The sequence below is a fragment of the Enterovibrio gelatinilyticus genome, assembly GCF_028683095.1.
In the GTDB taxonomy this organism is placed as follows: domain Bacteria; phylum Pseudomonadota; class Gammaproteobacteria; order Enterobacterales; family Vibrionaceae; genus Enterovibrio; species Enterovibrio gelatinilyticus.
This window is the reverse complement of record NZ_JAJUBC010000011.1, coordinates 122,841-144,450: the sequence shown is the minus strand read 5'-3', so window position 1 is coordinate 144,450 and position 21,610 is coordinate 122,841. Positions and strand designations below refer to the sequence as shown.

Genomic DNA, 21,610 nt, shown 5'->3' with positions numbered 1-21,610 from the left:
CCGGCTCCTTAAAGTTGAGGCATCTTGTCAGGCACCGAAATAGGGTTCGGGACAACGTCTACTTTGGCGTTGTTGCCCAAATTCAATATGCCTGTTGTCACGACTTCATCGTCAAACTTTAGATCGCCAGTGATCAACGCATCGTTACCGCTGCGTTGCGCTACATCAACGGTGACTTGTTTCACGCGTGTCTCATTGTCTTTCTTCTCGACAACGTACACGGAGTTGCCATAGAGGGCGAAAACGATGGCGGTTTGAGGGACAACAAATTGATCATCAAGATTGGAGAGTGAAATATTCACGTCGGCGAACATGCCGCCTCGCAATGAGCGATCATCATTTGGCAGTTCAGCCTGCACCACCACTAAGCCTGTTTGGTTACTCACGACAGGCTCAATCGCATTGATCGCCCCTTTATAAGTGCGATCGGGGTAGGCTTCGACTGTCAAAGAGATTGCTTGCCCAATGCTGATGCTTCCTAGCTCTGCTTGCGGGACACTGAAACGAACTCGCATCACTGAAAGATCTTCCAAGCGAACGAGATCGGTTCCCACTGAAACATATTGGCCAAGGTTGACGTTTCTAATCCCCAGTAGCCCATTGAATGGCGCTTTGATTTCTCGCAGTGCAATGGTCGCTTGTAAGCTTTCAATGTTTGCTAGCATTGCCTGATATTTTGACTGCGCAGTTTCGACACTTTGCTCTGACACTGAGCGCTCTTTGTAGAGTTTGACGAGGCGATTGTAATCATCGCGAACGGAAGGAAGCTGCACTTGCTGGGCTTTCAAGTCTGCTTTTTGAACCGATGCATCCAGCTCAATTAACACATCCCCCTGAGATACTGAACCGCCATTTTTGAAGTTGATGGCGTTAACAATGCCAGACACTTCGTTGGACACATCGACGCCTTGATTGGGTTCAATAAAGCCGATGGCGCTGATGCTTTGTGGCCAAACAGTTGGGGAGAGTTTGGCAGTAGTGACGGGGTACACAGGCTCTGGCAAGTTAGCGAGTGTGTCTTTTATCTTATTGTTTACGAAGAGGTTGAAACCAATCACTGTGCCGAAGGCAAGCACGACGATCACAATCATCCCTATTACCCACTTACTCATGTGTGATTCTCCATGCTTTTTCTTCTAGGGTGGCGAGAAAGTGCCAGCAGAAAGTGCCGGCGTAGTTGCAACACGGCTCACTTCGCCGACTGCGTGCTTTAAAAAGTATATGCTGCGAGTAAATTCGAAGTGTGTCCTTGTTGGGACGAAACAGCGGCAATGTGCCCGCACTTCTTTACACGTCATAGCGTATCAATTGACGTTCAATGAACGTTTATAAAAGCCAATGGGAGATGGGGCGTTGGCACGCGTAGGCTGGGAGTGCTATAAAATACAATCAAAAACAATGAATTGATTTTTTGTTTATTCTCAATGCGCCAATCTTAGCGCCTTAGTTGACTACCCCGTTAAGCAGTAAACCAATCAACATTGGACAAGGAGAATCTGAAATGGATATTAACTCGCTGCTGTTATTTGTGGTCGCTTGCCTTGCTATCAACATGATCCCGGGGCCTGATGTTATCTACATTGTGTCCAACACAATGAAGGGGAAAATGGCCACCGGCATGAAAGCGGCGTTTGGCTTAGGTGTTGGCTACTTTGTCCATACGCTTGCCGCGTGCTTGGGGCTATCAGCAATTATTCTAAGCTCTGCGGTCTTGTTTAGTGTCGTGAAGTGGTTAGGTGCTGCCTACTTAATGTATTTGGGTATCCAGTCTTTGCTCTCTATGTGGAAAGGGGGCAGTAAGGTGGTTTTGACTGAAGATGACGCTTTGGCATCAAACAAAAATGTGTTTTTGCAAGGCGTGATCGTGAGTGTATTGAACCCCAAGGTTGCGCTGTTCTTCCTCTCTTTCTTGCCACAGTTTATTGATACATCGACAGGATCTGCGTCGCTACAATTGCTAATACTTGGCTTACTGTTCAGCGGGCTAGCGACAGTGATTAATGTGTTGTATGCCTCCATCGGCAGTTGGGCTTTCCGTCGACCGAATGCCCAACGCTATTCGCGAGCATTGGAGGGCGTCTCAGGTGTGTTGTTGATTGGGCTAGCTGGCAAAGTGGCGATTAGCGATCGCTGATTGCAAAGAGAACAGTCGGTATTTGAAGACCGTTTGAAATCAAAGGGGTGGTTAACGCACTGGCCTAAGTTGAAGGTTGTTTTGTCTGATCATTAGTGTGATTGCTGACATTTAGAAGACAGCCATTCTAGCAATGAGAGTCATGGGAACAAAACGCTACTTCTCAGCATCTGGTGCCACAGGTTCAGGCGCTTCGGTTAGGTTTTGATAAGCGAAGGAGAGGGTGATCACAGCAAGAATGGTGACGACATAGCTAAAAAAGGTGAACAAAGCAGGAAGCGGTGAGAGGAGAGCGATAGGGACTAAGAATAAGCCAAAGATGAATGGTGCAATTGCAACGACACAGAGCATATACAGGGTTTTCTGAGCAGTGAGTTGCCATGCATAAGGAAACGACACGCCTTTCCCAAGTGCAATTGCTGGAAACACTATACATAAACGGCAAGATATAATTCCAGCAACAATCGCCAATACTCCCGCGACAAAACCGATAAGCGGTGTCAGCAAAAAGATCGCATAAACACCGAACCAAAGACTAAGATAATGAGCAAAAAACCACAGCTCTATCTTGCCAATGGTGAAACGCCCCCAGTGAGGGACGGAGTCTTCGCCCTTTAGTACAATGCGGTGGACGTTGATGGCGATGATTGAACTAAGCAAAGCCTCAATGAACATGACTGTCCAATTAAACAGTTCACTCTGTAATTCCATAGCAACTAGTTGCAACAATATCGCCAACAAAATCGGGATAATGGTGATGCGCAACAGCACCAGTTTGTGCCTAACCGTGAACCTTAATGCCGCTGAAAGTGTGTCACCAAACATCGTGATATCCCTATCAAACTATTGTCTCAACTCGCTTTGTGAGCGACGAATACGCAGATAACTAAGCTAACGCAATTTACTTTTTAGCGGTTGCTCATTGCTAAGAAGGCATGAAGAAAAGCAAACACCTTTCAGATAAAAAGTGCTCACTGAATCAAACCTAGTTCGATCCTCGATCACACAAGGGGCTTTCCGCCGACCACCAGAGATTTTGGAATTGACAATTTTTCTGTTATAAATGTTATGTTATAACATATCAAATAGAATTAGGCCGAGGTGTATATCCATGTCGTCAATTGCACTAAATAAATTACCGGTAACAGTGCTATCTGGCTTTCTTGGGGCGGGCAAAACCACCATCCTCAGCCATCTACTCAACAATGTTGACGGAAAGAAAATCGCCGTCATCGTGAATGACATGAGCGAAATCAATATAGATGCAGCGATAGTGAAAGACCAAGTATCGCTGAATCACAGCCAAGAAAAGCTCGTTGAAATGAGTAACGGGTGTATCTGTTGTACTTTGCGTGAAGATTTACTGGTTGAGGTTTCTAAACTCGCCAACAGCGGAAAGTTTGACTACCTCGTGATTGAATCTACAGGCATTTCTGAACCCCTTCCTGTTGCTGAAACCTTCACATTCACGGATGACGATGGCGTTTCACTTTCTGATGTAGCCGAGCTCGATACCATGGTCACAGTGGTCGATGCCGTTAACTTTCTGAAGGATTTTGACGAAGCCAAAGATCTCACCGAAACGGCAGAATCGCTTGGCGAGGAGGACGAGCGAAGTGTCGCCGACCTCCTTGTCGATCAAGTGGAGTTTGCCGATGTTATTCTGATCAGCAAGACAGACTTAGCATCACCAGACGAACTGCAGCGCCTAATCGCCATTCTAAAAAGCCTCAATACCCAAGCTGAGATCATCCCCATTGCAGAAGGCAAAGTGGAAATAGATGCGATCTTGAATACCCGCTTGTTTGATTTTGAACGTGCCCAACAAGCACCGGGCTGGTTAAAGGAAATGCGCGGTGAACATATACCGGAAACGGAAGAGTACAACATTGGTAGCTTTAGCTACTTGGCACGCCGTCCTTTCCATCCTGAAAAATTTCATCAATTCCTTCATCGCACCGAAAGCTATGGAAAGTTGCTGCGTTCAAAGGGGTATTTCTGGCTAGCTTCCCACCCTGATTTTGCATGGCAGTGGAGCCAAGCTGGTGGTATGGCGCGATATGGCGCAGCGGGACTCTTCTGGAAAGCCGTACCTAAGGACGAATGGCCGACAGACAGCGATTACCTTGAATCCATTCAAAAGCAATGGATAGAACCTTTTGGCGACAAGCGTCAAGAGCTTGTTTTCATCGGGCAAGGGTTAGATCAAGCTCAAATGATGTCCGATCTCGATGCGTGCCTATTGAGCGACGATGAGCTTTCTCTAGGCCATGCACACTGGAAAGGCGTAACCGACCCTTTCATCAACACGGAGTGACCACATGTATTCTGATCTTTCATCTTCACAAATAACCCCAATGGCGCATCGCTCGACAGAAATACTGACACGCAGAGAAGCCATCGGAACGTGTCCTACTGTGTTAGGTGATATCTACCGTGACGACACCAACATTGCGGTTTGGGAGCGAGAGCTTCCTGAGGCCGTTCAAAATGCCGTCAGCGCGTTGATCATTGAGAAACCCCATTACCGAGCGTCAATGAATGTCACGCCAGACAATGTACGTGAAAGCTTAGAGGAATCCCTCGATCCGCTGTTGCATCAAATGCTGATCAACGACATTGAGTTACTGGTGAACATGTTCTGCTGCTTGTTTGATCTCAAACGTGCAGGCTTGCGGTTAACGGTGATTGATAAAGCTATGTGTCCCCGTTTTCACACCGATAAAGTCCCTTGTCGCTTGGTCACCACGTATCAAAACGTCGCGACAGAATGGTTACCACACAATCTGGCAGACCAATCTAAGTTGGGCATGGGAAGCGGCGGTAAGCCGGACAACGAATCAGGGTTATTCAATGGCAAGGAAGATATCCGTCAGCTTCACTGTTTTGATGTTGCTTTACTCAAAGGCGAGAGTTGGGAAGGAAACGAAGAGGCTGGCCTTGTGCATAGGTCTCCAGCACACGATCCAAGCCAAAGCCGGTTGCTTTTAACGCTCGATTTTGCGGATTGACCGAAAGGGTCAGATTCGAGCAACGGGTATATCTATCTTGGAACCACCGTATTGACTTGTATAGCCTAACCAATAGCTTATCCTCCAGTGATTCATGACTGTGTGAGAAATGTGAGAGTTGATTAAGTAATAAGTCACACTAAATTTTAGGTTTGTTTTTAGCTTTTCAGCTGAAACCTTATGCACGTCAGAGAGATAGATTTAACGGTGGATCTTAGACTGGCGGATCATAAGCTTAAATACCAAGTCATCTTTATTAATGGTGCTGTTAAAGTTCTTCTTTGCTTCATCCTTATTATCAAAAATGATCACCAGTTTTATGATGTCATAAACAGTTGGCAATGTTGGTTATCGATAGGTCCATATATAGAGAGGGCGAGGGGCATAGGCTGTGATTCGTCCAGAAGTCTTTGTAGATTTGCTAGCGTGGTCGCCGCATAGAATCTAGCGGTGAAGAGAGTATCAACCCGTTCTCCGTCTAAGAGGAAAGCAATATTTTCGCTTCCCATGTACTGAGATAGTAGATACTTATCGCTTGCGTCTTTTCCTAGAATACTGACCAACATGCTTTCCGTTTCCACATACTGCATCGGGTACAGCGTAGGTATATGTGGATATGAGAAGTAAGCTTGACGATAAAATTAATTTAGAACCATTATTCATTGATATGCCCTTATGGTATGTAACGTGTACTATTTTGTTTCTCAAAAAGCAGATTATTTGCAAATTGAAAATTTCCCTTCGTTATAACCCAAGAAATAAGGCTATGAATTTATCAATACAAGAAGCATTCCAGTATGATGTTCGGTATTTATCACCGGATAAAAGCCGAATTGAATTGTTGCGAGGCCACATAATTACGAAAGCGATATGCAATGAATGTCGGGTTGGTTAGGTGTATTGGAATGGTATAAAAATAGGGCGCTCGACTGAGCACCCTAGAATGTTCGATGTGATGACTAGATCTTCATCACCAGCTTGCCACGAACGTGGCCTTGAGCGCTAATATCAAATGCGGTGGTGATATCTTCAAAGCTAAAGGTTTGTGCCACATTCACGGTCAATTGACCAGTGTCTACCAATTCTGCAACTTGGCGCAATTGCTCACCATTGGCCTGAACAAAGACAAACTCAGCGGATATGCCCAATATGTTGGCTTTCGCCTCTGTCTCAGGTGTTAAGCCAGTGATCGATACAAGCTTTCCGGCACGTTTTAGCACGTTCAGCGATCTAAACTGCGTTTCACCGCCCAAAGTATCAAACACCATGTCCACTTTCGCGTTAGCTAGCGCGGTTTCAAAATCCACTTCGTTATAGTTTATGATTTCATCTGCGCCGAGTTGGGCAACGAATTCCGCATTTGCCTCCGAAGTGGTTGTGATAACGACAGCGCCTTTGGCTTTAGCTAATTGAATAGCGATGTGGCCGACGCCACCTGCTCCGGCATGAATCAGAACACGTTGACCTGCTTCAAGCTGACCCGCGTTAAACATTGCCTGCCAACTCGTTAAGCTCACCAATGGGAGCGCAGCGGCTGCGACTAAATCGACGGAGATTGGCGCTTTTGCCAGATGGCATTCTTTAACAATGCAATATTCGGTAAAGGCACCGTCGTAGCCAATCACAGGCATTGCAAACACGCGGTCACCAACATTGAATGCATTGACGTTTGCTCCAAGCTTCAACACCTCGCCAGCCATGTCCCATCCTAGTGTTAATGGCAGTGGCTGGTTAACAAGTACCGCCAAATCACCGTTTGCGATTTTCCAGTCGACGGGGTTAATGCTTGCCGCAGCGACTTTAACCAGCACTTCACCCTCTCCTGGAACAGGGCGGTTGACTGATTCCATTGAAATTTGACCATAGTCTGTAATACGCAGTGCTTTCATATTGTTACCCTTCAATTGTGTCGGTTTCTAGGTGTCTTCGTTTTGATAGCGCTATCATATTTATTCCAATAAAGATTAAAAATAGGGATAATATGGAAACAATTATTCCAATATGGAACAGATGAGTGGATAAACTCGATGCCATGCGAACGTTTGTTCGCGTTACGGAAGCTGGGAATTTCTCCCGTACAGCGGCTGAATTTGGTGTGTCGCCTTCTTACATCAGCAAGCAAATGGCCTATTTAGAAGGCGAGCTGGGAGTACGCCTTCTACAACGCACAACGCGTTCTATTAATTTGACGCAAGCTGGGGAAGTGTATTTAACGCAGTGTCAGCAAATTCTTGAACATATTTCCGTGGCGGAATCGAATCTAACCGAATTGAAAGGAACACCTTCCGGCAGGTTAAGGATCAGTTTCTCAAGCATTTTGGGTGAGAAGAATACCGCGGCATGCTGCACGGAGTTTATGGCGCTTTATCCTGACATTGATTTAGATATTCTGATTGACGATCGCATCGTCGATCTGGTGGAGGAAGGGTTTGATTTGTGTATTCGGGCAAGCACGACAATGCCCGATTCTTCTCTTATCCGAAAGAATATTGGAGAGATGGTAACGCACTTATTGGCTTCAAAAAGTTATATCGAAAAGTACGGCGAACCTCTACAACCGTCTGATCTCGTCACACATAGGTTTATAGGGCACACTTATGTGAAAAATACCGTCTTCACTTTCAAACACGACCAAGGGACCGATAAAGTGACGATCCCGAAGAAAGTTCGGGTGAACAGCACTTACTTTGTGCGGCAGATGGTTGAAACCGGTCAGGGCATCGCTTTTTTACCGGCGTATTTTAAAAATGCTAATCCCGACTTAGTGACTTTGCTTCCCCATTGTTATCCTTCAAGTATTGATATTAGTGCCGTTTACCCTGAACGCGCATTTACGCCAGTCAAGACGCATAAATTTATCGCCTTTTTCCAAGAATGGTTCCAACGGCATATGGAAGTTTGTTGAGCGCATGTCTTACACTGCACCAAAGAAATTACTCACAGTCCGCCCATGTATTGACTCGTCATTATGGGCTGCCATCTGAGTGTCATCGCTGTGATTCATCGCTCTCTATCCATTTAACAAACTGCCTATTGATAGCGGATAATGTAAGAATGAGTGAGAGCAAAGCATATTTGAGTAGATAGGAAGTGAGTGTCATGACGTTGTTTAATACTAAACGTATTGTTATCGGTCTCGTGGCTATGGTGCTGAGTGCGGCTGTAAATGCTGAGGCGGTATGGATTGATACGAGAAGTGCGGCGGAGCATTTTTTCGATAACATTCCCGGCGACGTCAGGTTCTCCCATTCAGATATCGTGAAAGAAGTGACGGCGCTATACCCGGATAAAAATCAAGAAATTCGCCTGTATTGCCTTAGTGGCGTTCGTTCAGGAAAAGCAATGAAAGCGCTCAAGGCTGAAGGCTATCAGAACGTGTTTAATGCGGGTGGTATTGAAGATGCGAGAGAGCAGCGCGGTTTGCTAGGTGAGTGATTTGATGATGTGTGAGTTGGAGTTCAACGCAACTTTGTTTTGCTGCTCCTCTGGTTGTCTCACACATCTTTGGATGAACGCCTGACTGCGTCCATCCAAGAAGCGTTTATTTGTAGCTACCATACGACAGGGCGATCTACACCTCTTCCATCTTCAATAGTCGTTTTAATAACCTTTTCACCCTTCTTAACTTGCAGAACGGCATAGTAGAGCGGCTCATCAGCCAAATTTCTCCAACAGCGCACACCTTCTGGTGCAACACGCACGACCGATCCCGGTTCTACTTCAAAACGATCATTGTCGATCATCACTTCTCCCTTACCGTCGATGAAGATGTAGATCTCTTCATGTTCAATATGGGTGTGATGAAAAGGCATGGAAGCATGGGGGGCAAGCTTGTTGAGTGAGAGAATGCCGCCAGACATGCCAAGCGCTTCGCTCACAAATACCTTGCCTTCAATTTTGAACGGTACCGCTTCATGGGTGAATGTGAATTGGCCTATGGCATCCAAGCGACCGGGTGAGACTGCGCAGTGGTTGTTACCTTTTGATAGTGTAGTGAGATTTTTCATCGTGTTGATCCCTTACGTAGTTTGGAGATAAATCAATTTGAAAATGCGGAGTGTCCAGAAAGAAGCGATGCCGAGCTTTCTTTCTGAATAGGGAAGAGATTAAGATGATTGACTATATGTTCAACATAATATTCTGGAGTCACCATGCCTTGGCCTGAATCGAGAAAACAGGAAACGAAACAGAAAATTTTAAAAAGTGCAGTGAAGCTTTTTGCACAGAAGGGTTTTAATCGTGTTTCACTGGGTGATGTGATGAAAGATGCAAAACTCACACATGGGGCGTTTTACGCGCATTTTGACTCCAAGCAAGAACTCTACAAAGAAGCGGTTTCTGCAGCAACGGAACATAGTCCGTTGGCAGAGATCCTTAGAAAATCAGAAGGTGCTTTGAGCGTTGATAAAATAGTGAGTACTTATCTCTGCCATGAGCATGTCGACCAAAAGTTTTCGCCATGTCCACTTGCTGCATTTGCAACCGATACGCCAAACCAGAATGGCGAGACAAAGGATGCTTATACCCGTGTGTTTCAAGGGATGATCGATATATTGGAAAGCAAAACTGATGGGAGTATCACCGACCGGCAAAGCGCTTTGTCATTGGCAGCGTTATTGATTGGCGGGGTCGTGGTATCACGTGCGCTGAATGACCAAGAGACGATTGATGAACTACTAGCCGCCTGTATTTCAAAAGCACCGCAATTACTAAAGTAATGGTGACGCTAAAAAGAAGCATGCGGCGATTATAGTGAGTTTGATTGGCGTACTTTAAAATTCACACTCTGCATTGATGGAGCTAGAGACCTGTGCGGCCAGCGAATTGAATGATCCTTTGACCTCGTTGTATCCCACGCGAAGCTTATGATCAAAAAAGCCAGCAGAAAACTGCTGGCGAAGAAATTCACATCGGACACGTTGGAATACCTATGTGAATTAAACGGGAATATTATTGGGTTTATCTCTCTCTCATAGAGTGCTGTATTTGGTCGACGATTGGCTTCATCAAGTATGAAAGGACAGAGCGCTCTTCAGTAGTAAAAAACACTTCCACAGGCATCCCTGGGATAAGGCTTTTACCGTTGAGCTTATCTAGCTCACTTGCTGCGATGTTTAGCCTCGCCATGTAAACTGGCGCCATCTCTTGGCTTTGTTGAACTAAATCGGGCGAAATCAGTGAAAGTTCAGCATACAGATCGGGCGTCGTTTTTTGATTAAAGCTGGGGAATCTCACTCGACTGAGCTGTCCTGGGTGGATCTGATCAATGTCTTTGGGGGCTATCTGCGCTTCCACGATCAGGTTGTCTTCTTTGGGTATAATTTCCATGATCACTTGCCCTGATGTTACCACCCCACCACGAGTATGAACCACAAGGTTGTGCACGTAGCCCGTAACGGGAGCTTTGATAACAATGCGTTTTAGGTCATCAGCGAGAGAGAAATATTCATTCCTCAAGTCACCGATGCGATAGCGCGTGTCTTGTAGTGTGGCGAGCACTTCAGTTCGATGTTCGGTATCGATCTGCGCTAACGCTAAGTGATTACCGCTGATTTCTTGGCGAGCGATCGCAATCTGGTTTTTCGCTTCGGCGATTTCTGTCTGCACAATCAATAGCTCGCGCTCAAAGCGGTGCATAATCTCTTTGCTAACGAATTGTTTGTCTCTTAGCTTACGCGTGTCCTTGATCTGTTGCTTTAAGATGTTGGCTTCACGATTTTTTGCCACCACTTTGGATTTGAGAGAGGTGATTTGGAGGTTCATACTAGCTATTTGTTGTTCAATACCTTCTTTTTGTAACACCCGTGACGCTTTTCGCTTACGAAACAATGCCTGCTGGCTAGCGAATATATTGTCAATTTCTTCTTGCTCAATGATGTTTTTCCCTTCAATTAGCGGGAAACTGATCGTGAGTCGCTCATCTCTTTCCGTTTCAAGCCGAGCAAGCTTGGCGATCTGTTCGACGAGTTGCTGATAGGTGATAGTCAACTTAGTTTCGATAAGTTCGCTGTCAAAAAGCACGATGGGCTGTCCCGCCTTCACCTCATCACCATTATCGACATAAATGGTACTAACAATGCCGCCAGTGGGGTGCTGAACCTGCTTGGCATTGCTTTCCACCACGATGACGCCGGAGCCAATAACCGCACCAGAAATGTTCTGGAACCCAGCCCAGCCGCCAATAAGCAACGCGAGAAGCAATGCAAGCACCCACATCGTTTTTTTGTGGCTGTTTAAACTGTTGTCGACATCTTTTTCAGCTGACTTGTCGATGTATGCATTATCTACCACGATTGCTCTCCTGCTTTGGCACCGAATTCACTAACTGTCCCAGGGCTTTATCCTTTGGAAGGAAGCTCTTCATGCGGCCCTCTCCCAACGTCAGTACATAATCCACCGCCGTCAAAGCACTCGGGCGGTGCGCCACAATGATGACCATGCTGCCTCTCTTTTTCAGCGAATGGATAGCCGCCGTCAGCGCACTGTCACCATCGGCATCGAGGTTTGAATTGGGTTCATCCAGCACAACAAGGAACGGGGTGCCATACATGGCTCGTGCCAGTGCAATACGTTGTTTCATGCCGCCAGATAGTGACATGCTCTCGGCACCAATCAAGGTGTCGTAACCATCGGGGAATTGAAGGATAAGTTCATGGATTGACGCCATCTTTGCCGCTTCAATGACGCTGTCTGCATCAACATCGGCGACAAAACGGGCGATATTTTCAGCGATGGTGCCATCAAACAACTGCACTTCCTGAGGAAGATATCCAATGATGTCGCCAAGCTGCTCATCGCTCCAACGTTCCAGTTCTGCGCTGTCAAAACGCACATCACCCATCAAAGGAGGGGCCAAACCGGAAACCGTGCGGGCCAGCGTAGATTTTCCTACGCCGGAAGGGCCGATAATCGCAACGGCATTACCCGCATTGAGTTGGAATGAAATCCCGTGAAGCACGGGCTTACTTATGCCTGCCGGAGCGCAGGCCAACGAATTGATGCAAAGGTTGTCTTTTGGTAATGGAATGTCCATCACTTCAGGTTTGGTTTTGGCGAGTTCCAACAGCTTGGAAAGTCGGTTGTACGCAGATCGCGCTCCCTGAAATCCCCTCCATTGGGAAACTGCCTGCTCAACGGGAGCTAAAGCACGCCCCACCAGAATGGATGCCGCAATCATCACACCCGGTGAAATTTCCTGTTTAATGGTTAACCATGCCCCCATCGCCAGCACAGCAGACTGCAGCATAAAGCGGATGGTTTTGGTGGCAGAACCAAACACGCCGGAAACATCGGTTGCATGGCGCTGGCGCGGCAGAAACGAGCGGTTTCTTTCATTCCAACGACGTACCAGAGCACTTTGCATCCCCATGGCGCAAATCGCTTCTGAATGAGTTCGCCCTTCCTCAGCAAGTTTCTGGCGGTAACTGCTTTCCTTCGAGGCTTCTTCTGAGGGTGTTTTTGACAACCATTCATTCAGTGCAAGAAAAGCAATAAGTACCAGCGCACCCACAATGCCCACTATGCCTAAAAGGGGATGAAAAAGGTAAACTAATGCAAGGTAGAAAGGTAGCCAGGGCATGTCGAAAAACATCGCCGGGCCTGGGCTTGCCACAAATTGGCGAATTTGCTCGAGATCCTGAACCGGGCGGAACACACTGCCTTTGGCTCCTAACATGGTGGGTAAACGGCATGACAGGTCAAAACAAGTACCCGAGTAATGAATGTCAATCTTCTGCCCAATTCGACTAAGGATCCTACCCCGAAGTGCATCAAAGATGCCGAAAAAACTATAAAGGATGACGGCAAACCCGCAGATCACCAACAATGTTGGAATCGAGCCACTAGCGAGTACTCGGTCATAGATTTGCAACATGAATATGGGGCCTGTCAGCATTAGCAAGTTGATCGCAAAGCTGACTACAGCTACCGACCCTAACGCCGGCTTAACAGTTGAAAACAACATGATTCAAACCCCTAACCCAGATTCGATAGCGTATCTTCGGCAGGGCGAAGCACATCGGATTTATCAAAGTTGATCGGCTGAAGGCACTCCTTCACTCGACCAATCATATTCACGCCTTGATAGGTGATGATGCGCCCGTGTGTGCTGTCTTTTTTCACCCGAAGTGAACGGGCAATGTTATTGGGAAACACTTCGGTACGAAGGATAGATACCATTTGGCGGGCATAGCCGTCTGTGGCGATAAAATCAGGAAACCACAATCGATTGCCATTTCGCCACTCGTCTGTATCTAGACTGTGGGGTTTGGCGATGTATTTCACTTCCGTTTCTTCATTGAAAAATGCCCAGCTGACGTAGCCGACGATCTCACTGTCGTCTTTGAAAATGTAATATTGACTGTTCTGAAACGCCGGGATCACCGACGCCTGCATAATACGTACGGGCCAATCACGGTGCAGGGACGATTGCATCCACATCCAGCACGCTTCACTCAAAGCACCTTTTCCATAAGTCAGTTTCATCGCAACTCTCCTTAAGGGGGCATGCCAACGTTTCATGCCACCTTTGTTATCAGTTTTCGTTCAGGTATGGATTACACGAAGCGGAAATCCTGCGCATTCAAATCGGCGACCTCGACGTCTCTCAACGTTAAAGATGCGTTTTCATTGAATTCGAAGGTTGTATTCCCGCGGTATTCCGTCGCAAAGGAGAGTAGCTCTTCAAAGCTGTCTGCAAAGTTACTGGCGATTTCGATTGTGTCGGCCAGCTCGTCGGTGTCTGCTGCGGCTACCGATCCGGAAACAAAGTCCATCAACAGTGTGCCGCCGGTAAAAGAGGAACCAATGGCAAAGGTGTCACTGCCTTCCCCGCCAAAGAGGAGGTTGAATCCTTCGTTGGCGACCAGTTTGTCATTGCCTTCGCCACCGACCAGGATGTCGCTGCCACCACTGGAAACCAGAAGGTCATTGCCTTTACCACCAGAAATGGTGTTGTCGCCCATGCTGTCGTAGACCACGTCGTCGCCGTCAGTGGCAATAAGGTTTTCAACATTGGCGATAGTGCCTTCTTTAACAAACTGTCCTGTTTTGTCGTAGGCATAGTGGTACTTTCCATCTACCGAGGAATACCAACGAATTGCAGAGCTGCTGTGGTTGGCGGTAAGACTATATTCTTCGTCTTCAAGATTGACGTACAGAGAAGCTTCGTCACTTCGATACTTAGTGTAGGAATCAGAAAGGGTTTTGGTTTTCTTCCCATCCTTAACTTCATAGCTGTAGCGGCCGTAAAAACGTGCGCTGTAGCTAAGGTCTGAACCGGATAAATCAACCGTGTCCATCCCTTCGCCACCATCAATGGTATCTAGCCCATATACGGCAAGATCAACGATGATTTTGTCATTCCCGTTTCCGCCAAGTAACGTATCCCTGCCACTTCCGCTGATCAGGGTATCGTTACCATCGGCACCACTAAGATAATCATTGCCATCTTCGCCGTTGAAGACATCGTCCCATTGAGAGCCATAGAATTTATCAGCACCGTTGGATCCAATAACGCCTTCGACATTTTTTACCGTATCTCGATTGTTGAAATATACGTTGCGGTTTTCGTACCCCAAACTCTCAATGGTGTGGGTGTCTTTACCTACTTCATATTCGTTCGACTCAATCACCGCCACTTTGACATTGTAGTAACCGTATTTTTTAACGAAATAGTCACCTTCTTCCGCACCCGCTGTGACCGTTACACCGCGGTTGAGGTTCTGGTAAGAGATATAATCGACACCTTCTCCACCATCAAGATAGGATTTAGCAGCAGAGCCATAATACACATCGTCGCCATCTCCTAAATTTGCCGTCAATGCAAATTCATTGGAGCTCAACGACGAATAACGCACCGAGCTATCAACCAGCGCCTGAGTGACAATGTTATTTGTGTTCACGATGGTGTTGCGTGCCCCATCATTGAACACAATTTTGCCCTCAGTAATACCGACGATTTCCGTTGTATAGGTATGTTTTCCCGTTTGAGAAGTGTCTGTTTGGATATTCAAAGCATCCAGATGCGTAAGAACACTGACATACTGGGTTACGTCACTGTCGTTATCCTTGGTCACATCAATAACCAAGGTTCCGCCACTTGAGTTGATCTTGCTCTGTGATGGGCCCCCGTTCCCTGTCCAGGTGTGCATGTAGTGTTCTGCCTGAAGTGCTGCTTCAGGATTACGGATAAATGCCGCATAGTATTCGATGTGTTCACCCAGCTCTTCAGTGGTAAAGGTACCCAGATTCGTGAACTCATCAAGCTGATCATTTTCATTGATAAAGTCATTGATATCTTTGGTGATAGATAGTGCAAAATACCGCGCACGGGACTCTAACCCTTGACTGATAAACTCATCGACAGACCCATATTTTTCGACGATTTCATTGAGCTCGCGGTCGCGAATACCTTCTTCTACCAAGCCTTTCAGCCACGGAATTACATTGTAGAAAGGAATAATGCCGAGCCACGCTTTCTCTATCAATAGCTGTGCCACTTGCATATCACCATCAAACAAGATGCCATCGGCATTGTTTTCCAGCGTTTCGTACTCTCCCAGCTTCGCCAATTCAGCTTTGGTCTTGTAAGCATCCACAATGTTGACGATAGAAGTTACGCCGACACCCAAAATGCCTAATGGTGTCACCAGCAAGAAGGCATCAATGGTGCCGGCTATTTTCTGCTCAATCGACAGTTCGCCATCTGCCCACAAGGTGGCGATATGTGTGCCAATGATCACCGCAGAAGCCAGCACGCCCACGCCAGCCGCCGCCGCGCCAAGCACCGCAGCAACCGGTGTCATGACGGCGGAAAATGCCGACACAGTTGCTACAAGAGTTGCGACGCCAGCCGCAGCCTGCAAGCCTCCTGATACCGCCAATAGGGCATTTCCGACTAGCCCACCCACACCAGCGATAAAGTCCTGAGCTTCTTCACCTTCAATCAGTGTTGCCAACGAAGCGGCTGCGCCAACTAAGCCCGCCACTACCTGCAATGTGCCAGCGACAATGTTTACGGCTCCGCCAGAATAGGTTCCCCACGCCCCAGTCGATACGCCAAAAGATGAGAGGGTTGCACCGGTTGGAATCGCTTCCGTGAGCGAGTTCAGCGAGTAGAAAACGCCACTGAGCCCCTGAAGAACGCCAGATATATCGTCCGAATGGAAAATCTGGTGAATGTAGGAAGGCAGTAATACGGCCCCGGCTGCTCCTTTAAACTTACTCAGAACATTCAGGTAAATGGCGTTGATTTGTGTCGGCGTAAACGTCGAAGTGACTTTGCCGTCTGCATCCGTTTTGATCAGGCCAATCTTCAGGGTGTTGTAGATATTCATAAATGAAGAAATAGTTTTGGCACGGGCAAATCGCGCATGCAAATCTAAATCTTCCAACGAGTCGTTGTAGTTGAACATCTGCTCAATAAATTGCAGTTGCTCTGGCAACTCTATCGAATAGGTTTCCTGAAGGTTCTCATAAAATACAAATTCAAGAATGTAATCGGTCAGTTCCTCCTGCGGTAGCACAGTAACGTTAGTATTCGTTTCATAGTGCTCCATCATGTATGCCTGAAAATCATCTTGATAGAAGTAGATAAATTCGTTTAAAGCCGAATCCCTTTCTTCGTCAGTCAGATTTAAATCAAAAGCAGCCTGAAGGAGCCGAGATGCCTGAGTATACGTGGCGTCACCTTCATCATTGGTTGCAGTCGTCGTGCTTGCATAATCAACGGTCATTAATTTTCTCCGAAATGTTATTTTATTCCACTTACGGGTCCTATATGCAGTTTTATGTTCTGCATAAGCTTCGAATAATGTTGTTGTAGGCAACTAATGGTGAGGATGTTGGTTTAAAAGTAGGCAGGGTGCAAGTTAGCAAATGCTAAATAACATTGAATAAATATTCAATATTGTTGAGGATTAAGTGTTTAAAAAGTATGTATAAATTTTTAGATAGGACTGGATCATCATCTGGGGGATCTGTGCAGTAAAAAGCACTATGACAAAATGGAAACGTTAACAATTTAGCAACAAATCGATGTGATGGTGAATTATTCTGATACTGAGCTGATTATGTGGGCATAACGACTAACTTTTTTGTAATCTCTTCTTTGTATGGTGGATTTTTAGTCATTATTGAATGAATAATCTTTTATGGAAGCAGGTATAACCATTCGATATAAATTATGAACTTTTTTAAAAGTGAGACATTTTTTATCGGTGATGGAAATATTTTTATACGATCTTTGAAATGCTCACAGACTTATGTGAGTTTGCTTTTTATGTGCGTGAAAAATAATTAACCATTTAGATTAATAACTTATAAGTTTTTATTGCAATGGCGAGTATCTGTTAACTTTACGTGTAGCCTATGGTTTACAGTAATCAACACAGGACCGTATTTTTAAAACGGTCCTTAGAGATAATTTTTATCGCAGGGGCGGGTTGAACATTTGAAACAAACTTCCTAGCCCTACTTCGATATGTAGCAAGACTTTAAAACTCACACTCTGCATTGAATGTCATGCGTTGGTGCGTGTAAGGGTGATCAAATGAAAGTTGTTCTGCATGCAGGTGAAGGCGTGTGTCGGGTTCACCATATAAACCGTCGCCAACCATTGGCATATTCAGCCCCATCACGTGTGCGCAATGCACGCGGAGTTGATGAGTACGACCTGTTTTGGGGTACATGTGAAGCTTGCTTTGACCATTTTCGGTTAGAATAAGCTGCCAATAGGTTGTCGCGGATTTACCATGTTCAAAGCAGACTAATTGGCGGGGTCTGTCGTCAGGGTCGCCACGCATCGGCAAGTTAATTTCACCGCTTTGCTGCTCAACAATACCTTCCACCATGGCGACATAGCGCTTTTCAACACCGCGGGTGATGAACTGTTTTTGCAGGTTCTTGTTTGCACGCCGTGTCAGGGCGAATACCAGTAAGCCTGATGTTGCCATGTCTAATCGATGCAGAACAAAGATCTCTTCAACCTCTGGCAGCATGGCAATCACGCGGGTGTAGGCCGAATCTTTAATGGTTTTGCCCGGCACGGAAAGCAGGCCTGACGGTTTGTTCACCACGATGATGGCCTCGTCCTGATAAACCACCTCTAACGCTTTGTCTTCTGCCCAGTTGGTTTCGAGCGGGTTTGGGTCTACCGTTAACCCTTCCAGCATGTGCCCCAGAATGGGATTGCACTTGCCGTGGCACGATGGGTAGAACTTTTTATGCTGACGCACTTCTGATTTTGGAGAAACGCCCCACCAAAACTCCGCCATCGCGAGCGGGGTATATCCGTGTTTGTAGGCATAGTGCAGCAGCTTAGGCGCAGCGCATTCCCCTGCACCCGCAGGCGGCGTTGGGCTAGTGGTTGGGGCAAAAATGGCGTTGAGTGATTTTTCTTCACCGCGCGCATTGAGGAAGCAATATTGCTCAAACAGCTTGTTTTGCAGGGCGTTCGACAAAGTTTTACGTTGCTGCTTCGCATGGTCGATTGCGGCGGTTAGCTCAGTTAACTCAGATTGAAGGGTATCGATTTTATCGTCCCATGCCATCTTGAGGTACTTGAGGTCGTTTTTCTCGGCAACGCTTTGCTTGGCAAGTTGCTCTAGCGCGGCGTTCAACGCCTCGCCCGTCAAGTGGGCTTCAGCGTGCTGACGCTGCTGTTTACGCTCTGCGCGTCCTTCAATCATGGTTTGGCGCTGTTGGTGCTCTAGCGCTTTGTAGTCGGCTTGGTATTGCGCTAGTTTGCCACTCAAGTGCGATATTTGAGGGTTGGCAGAAAGGGCAGTGACTTGCGCGTTAAGGGCGGTGATCGCTTCCAATTCGGTTTGGAAGAAACATTCCTCGGCCAGCATATCAAACACAGGCGGTACGAAATTCGGCAGGATGTTTTGATCAGCAATTTTGCCTGAAAACGCACTGAAATAGCCGAGCTCCCCGCGTGGAGAGCGCACCAGCAAGACGCCAAACATTTTACCTGTGCCTTCTGCCGTATTTTCGCCATCCAGTTCGTGCTCACTGTTAAGCCCAAAGTCATGTTGCCAATCGATTTGCGTGGCAAGGTGTTGCTGCAGTTCTTGCGCAGCAAGCACACAAAGCGGGTGTGGCTGATAGTAAAACGGGAAGGTAAACGCGCTCGGCAATTCGAGATGATCGATATCGACGTTAAAGCGGGTAAATAGCCCGTCTGGGGTGAACGGTGCGTCTGTGTGCATGGTAAAAGTCTATCAGCAACTCGATTGGGGGCGTGATTTTACCTGTTTAGGGGAGAAATACTACTTTAGTTAACGGTACTAATAGTTACGACGGTAAAGACTACTTTCTGTGCATTACGCTTTATCACGGCTAGCCAGAATCTCTAGGTATTAATCGCGTTTATCTGGCTTTACGACGGCATGGCCGTTGTCATTGAAAAACGGCGTTGGCACGTTATTTCCCTGAATTTTATTCTTGAGCATGAATGACATCACGGCCACGAGTGAGGCAAAGGAAAACTTAGGGTGCGGGTTCGTCGGTGGTGTGCCTTTGGCAAATTTGCCCATGACATAACATTTCACTGGGCCAACAGCGGCGTCTTTGCCTTCACCATGAAGCGCGGTGAGCGGAATGCCTGCAAACGGCATCTTTCTGCTGATGGTGTTTACGATGGGGGAGTGACAACAAGCTGTGTAGAAGCGATAAACGCCTTTGGGTGTCATGCGCATGCAGCGCAGTTGGTCTGCCCCTTGATGGATTTCCACTTGCGAAGGTGCCAGTTGGAATAAATCTGTGCCGCCAAATTCATCTAACCATTTCTCCTCACTGCCAATGTACTTTGCGAAGCCCTGACAATCGTCACAGTAGCAAACCATATGGTTGCCTTTCTTGGGTGATACATTCTTGACTGTGCCTTTTAATGCGCCGCAATCACACTGCAATGATAAATCTGTCATAGGAGAATTCCATTTGTTAAATATTAATACTTAGTCGATTCCTTGAATCGTGACTAAAGCGCTCCTCGAAGCTATAACGAATGGCGTCAAGGAGCCAGTGTTGAGAAAGGCACTTTAGTGCCTGTCTCATAAACGATTCTGTGTTTTTGTTTAAAAGCCGCGTAGGTCGAGCTCTACGGCATTTCCTAGCCAGTAAGCGTGCTGTGTGTGGTCTGCCAGATCGTTGCCGGTACTTGCATGCACCAATACATTGAGCGCGTCACGTTGCTCATCCAGCCAAGGAATGAAGCTGTCAAAATCGGTATCAAAGAAAAGCACCTGATAACTCCACATTGTGTGGGGGCCAACGGGTCTTTCATGTATTCGTCCGAGTTTGAGTGAAAACGCGTTTTTGGTTTTTTCATATAGTCGCTTTGCAGCGTCCAATGTGTTTGCATCAAAGTACACATGTGCGTGATACGCTTTATGCGCATTAATCGGTTTTTTTGGGCTGTCCATCCTTGTCTCCTCAGCCTTGAATATTTATCCCAGCCTAGCGCATTTGTCTGTGAAGATTCCATGAGATATTTACATATACCTATGCACCAGTTCTTGTTGTAGATACCCAATCAACCTGCATCTTCAGGTTGTTTGGGTATAGCGTCTGCTGCAGATTTATGAATAATGACATTGGTAAGGCAATCGCTGTATGAAAGAGTATTCAAAACACTGGCACTGTTTTCCCTCAATGATTAAGTAAGGATTCGGTTTGGCTAAAAAATATTATGTTGTGTGGAAAGGTCGTAAGAGTGGCATTTACACTGACTGGGCACAGTGCAAAGCGCAAGTTGATGGCTTTCAAGGTGCAAAATTCAAATCATTTCCGTCACTTGCTGAGGCAGAAGCCGCGTTCGGTGGTAAAGCAGGATCTGCATCCTATAAGCCTTCTGCCGCCAAAACCGCAGCGAAAGCTAAGCCTGCAGCGCTGACTCAAGCACAAATCACAGACATGCCTTTTGATATTAAGATTTTCACTGATGGCGCGTGTGAGCCAAACCCAGGCGAGGCAGGCACTGGGCTTGCGGTGTACGAAAACAACGTTATTAGTGAGTTGTGGTATGGCCTTTATCAACAGCTAGGAACAAACAACACCGCAGAGCTGCATGGGCTAGAACAAGCGTTCATGCTTGCGCAAGAGAAGCTTGAAAAAAAGCAGTCCGTGGCGATTTATTGTGACTCAAAATACTCCATCGATTGTGTGACAAAGTGGGCTGAAGGGTGGGAGAAAAAAGGCTGGAAAAAGGCAGGCGGTGAAATTAAAAACCTCGACATCATTCAGTCGGCTTATGCGCTTTATCAATCAATGAAATCTGACATCACGATCCATCACGTGAATGGTCACGTTGGCATTGAAGGCAATGAATTGGCTGACAGAATGTCGATCGTAGCGATTGAGCGTCAAGATCAAGGTCTAACTTTGTTCCGAGAAACGGATGATATTGAAGAAATATTAGCGTTTCGAAAAGGTTAGAAGCGGCGTCAAAGGTGATGGTATA

General features: G+C 46.5%; 19 protein-coding genes. 7 read left to right on the top strand and 12 right to left on the bottom strand.

What is annotated here, in order from left to right; translation table 11 throughout:
- Positions 1–8: 8 nt before the first annotated feature.
- Positions 9–1,112, bottom strand: a complete 1,104-nt coding sequence (locus LRP50_RS11605; RefSeq protein ID WP_274164628.1) for an efflux RND transporter periplasmic adaptor subunit — start codon at positions 1,110–1,112, stop codon at positions 9–11.
- 389 nt (positions 1,113–1,501) lie between these two features.
- Between LRP50_RS11605 and LRP50_RS11600 the strand changes: the two genes are divergently transcribed.
- The gene (locus LRP50_RS11600; protein WP_274164627.1) at positions 1,502–2,134 is read left to right on the top strand and encodes a LysE family translocator; all 633 of its coding nucleotides are present in this window, start codon (positions 1,502–1,504) and stop codon (positions 2,132–2,134) included.
- A gap of 156 nt (positions 2,135–2,290) precedes the next feature.
- Here the strand turns inward: LRP50_RS11600 and LRP50_RS11595 are convergent, their stop codons facing one another.
- Positions 2,291–2,959, bottom strand: coding sequence for a hypothetical protein (locus LRP50_RS11595; RefSeq protein WP_274164626.1), 669 nt, complete (start codon positions 2,957–2,959; stop codon positions 2,291–2,293).
- A 286-nt stretch (positions 2,960–3,245) separates the two neighbouring features.
- On the opposite strand from LRP50_RS11595, the gene zigA reads away from it, so the two are divergent.
- Together zigA and LRP50_RS11585 are read left to right on the top strand one after the other, a co-directional pair.
- The gene (gene zigA, locus LRP50_RS11590) at positions 3,246–4,451 is read left to right on the top strand and encodes a zinc metallochaperone GTPase ZigA (RefSeq protein WP_274164625.1); all 1,206 of its coding nucleotides are present in this window, start codon (positions 3,246–3,248) and stop codon (positions 4,449–4,451) included.
- 4 nt (positions 4,452–4,455) lie between these two features.
- The gene (locus LRP50_RS11585; RefSeq protein ID WP_274164624.1) at positions 4,456–5,145 is read left to right on the top strand and encodes a DUF1826 domain-containing protein; all 690 of its coding nucleotides are present in this window, start codon (positions 4,456–4,458) and stop codon (positions 5,143–5,145) included.
- Positions 5,146–5,462: 317 nt separating this feature from the next.
- On the opposite strand, the gene LRP50_RS11580 is transcribed toward LRP50_RS11585, so the two are convergent.
- On the bottom strand, positions 5,463–5,711 hold the full coding sequence (locus LRP50_RS11580) for a hypothetical protein (protein ID WP_274164623.1): 249 nt from the start codon (positions 5,709–5,711) through the stop codon (positions 5,463–5,465).
- A 393-nt stretch (positions 5,712–6,104) separates the two neighbouring features.
- Complete coding sequence (locus tag LRP50_RS11575) at positions 6,105–7,034, bottom strand: NADP-dependent oxidoreductase (protein ID WP_274164622.1); 930 nt, start codon at positions 7,032–7,034, stop codon at positions 6,105–6,107.
- Positions 7,035–7,159: 125 nt separating this feature from the next.
- Between LRP50_RS11575 and LRP50_RS11570 the strand changes: the two genes are divergently transcribed.
- Positions 7,160–8,050 (top strand): LysR family transcriptional regulator, encoded by an 891-nt coding sequence (locus LRP50_RS11570; protein ID WP_274164621.1) that lies wholly within the window; start codon positions 7,160–7,162, stop codon positions 8,048–8,050.
- 194 nt (positions 8,051–8,244) lie between these two features.
- Entirely contained in the window at positions 8,245–8,580 is a 336-nt protein-coding gene (locus tag LRP50_RS11565; protein ID WP_274164620.1) for a rhodanese-like domain-containing protein, read from the top strand.
- A 116-nt stretch (positions 8,581–8,696) separates the two neighbouring features.
- On the opposite strand, the gene LRP50_RS11560 is transcribed toward LRP50_RS11565, so the two are convergent.
- A complete protein-coding gene (locus LRP50_RS11560; protein ID WP_274164619.1) occupies positions 8,697–9,152 on the bottom strand; it encodes a cupin domain-containing protein in 456 nt (151 codons plus the stop codon).
- A gap of 144 nt (positions 9,153–9,296) precedes the next feature.
- Here LRP50_RS11560 and LRP50_RS11555 point away from each other — a divergent pair, with 144 nt between their 5' ends.
- The gene (locus tag LRP50_RS11555) at positions 9,297–9,863 is read left to right on the top strand and encodes a TetR/AcrR family transcriptional regulator (protein WP_274164618.1); all 567 of its coding nucleotides are present in this window, start codon (positions 9,297–9,299) and stop codon (positions 9,861–9,863) included.
- Between the two features lie 241 nt (positions 9,864–10,104).
- Here LRP50_RS11555 and LRP50_RS11550 read toward each other — a convergent pair whose 3' ends face one another.
- From LRP50_RS11550 to LRP50_RS11520, 7 genes are all read right to left on the bottom strand, one after another.
- A complete protein-coding gene (locus tag LRP50_RS11550) occupies positions 10,105–11,436 on the bottom strand; it encodes an HlyD family type I secretion periplasmic adaptor subunit (protein ID WP_274164617.1) in 1,332 nt (443 codons plus the stop codon).
- On the bottom strand, positions 11,426–13,108 hold the full coding sequence (locus tag LRP50_RS11545) for a type I secretion system permease/ATPase (protein WP_274164616.1): 1,683 nt from the start codon (positions 13,106–13,108) through the stop codon (positions 11,426–11,428). Before LRP50_RS11545 ends, LRP50_RS11550 begins: the two co-directional genes overlap by 11 nt.
- An 11-nt stretch (positions 13,109–13,119) precedes the next feature.
- Positions 13,120–13,629, bottom strand: coding sequence for a toxin-activating lysine-acyltransferase (locus tag LRP50_RS11540; protein WP_274164615.1), 510 nt, complete (start codon positions 13,627–13,629; stop codon positions 13,120–13,122).
- Between the two features lie 71 nt (positions 13,630–13,700).
- Complete coding sequence (locus LRP50_RS11535) at positions 13,701–16,880, bottom strand: hypothetical protein (protein WP_274164614.1); 3,180 nt, start codon at positions 16,878–16,880, stop codon at positions 13,701–13,703.
- A 759-nt stretch (positions 16,881–17,639) separates the two neighbouring features.
- Positions 17,640–19,358: an RluA family pseudouridine synthase gene (locus LRP50_RS11530; protein ID WP_274164613.1), complete on the bottom strand. Its 1,719-nt coding sequence runs from the start codon at positions 19,356–19,358 to the stop codon at positions 17,640–17,642.
- 150 nt (positions 19,359–19,508) lie between these two features.
- Positions 19,509–20,075 carry a DUF6151 family protein gene (locus tag LRP50_RS11525; RefSeq protein WP_274164612.1) on the bottom strand — a complete coding sequence of 189 codons (567 nt, stop codon included), beginning with the start codon at positions 20,073–20,075 and terminating at the stop codon, positions 19,509–19,511.
- A gap of 150 nt (positions 20,076–20,225) precedes the next feature.
- Positions 20,226–20,573, bottom strand: coding sequence for a DOPA 4,5-dioxygenase family protein (locus LRP50_RS11520; protein ID WP_274164611.1), 348 nt, complete (start codon positions 20,571–20,573; stop codon positions 20,226–20,228).
- Positions 20,574–20,823: 250 nt separating this feature from the next.
- Between LRP50_RS11520 and LRP50_RS11515 the strand changes: the two genes are divergently transcribed.
- Positions 20,824–21,585, top strand: coding sequence for a ribonuclease H family protein (locus LRP50_RS11515; protein ID WP_274164610.1), 762 nt, complete (start codon positions 20,824–20,826; stop codon positions 21,583–21,585).
- Positions 21,586–21,610 lie beyond the last annotated feature (25 nt).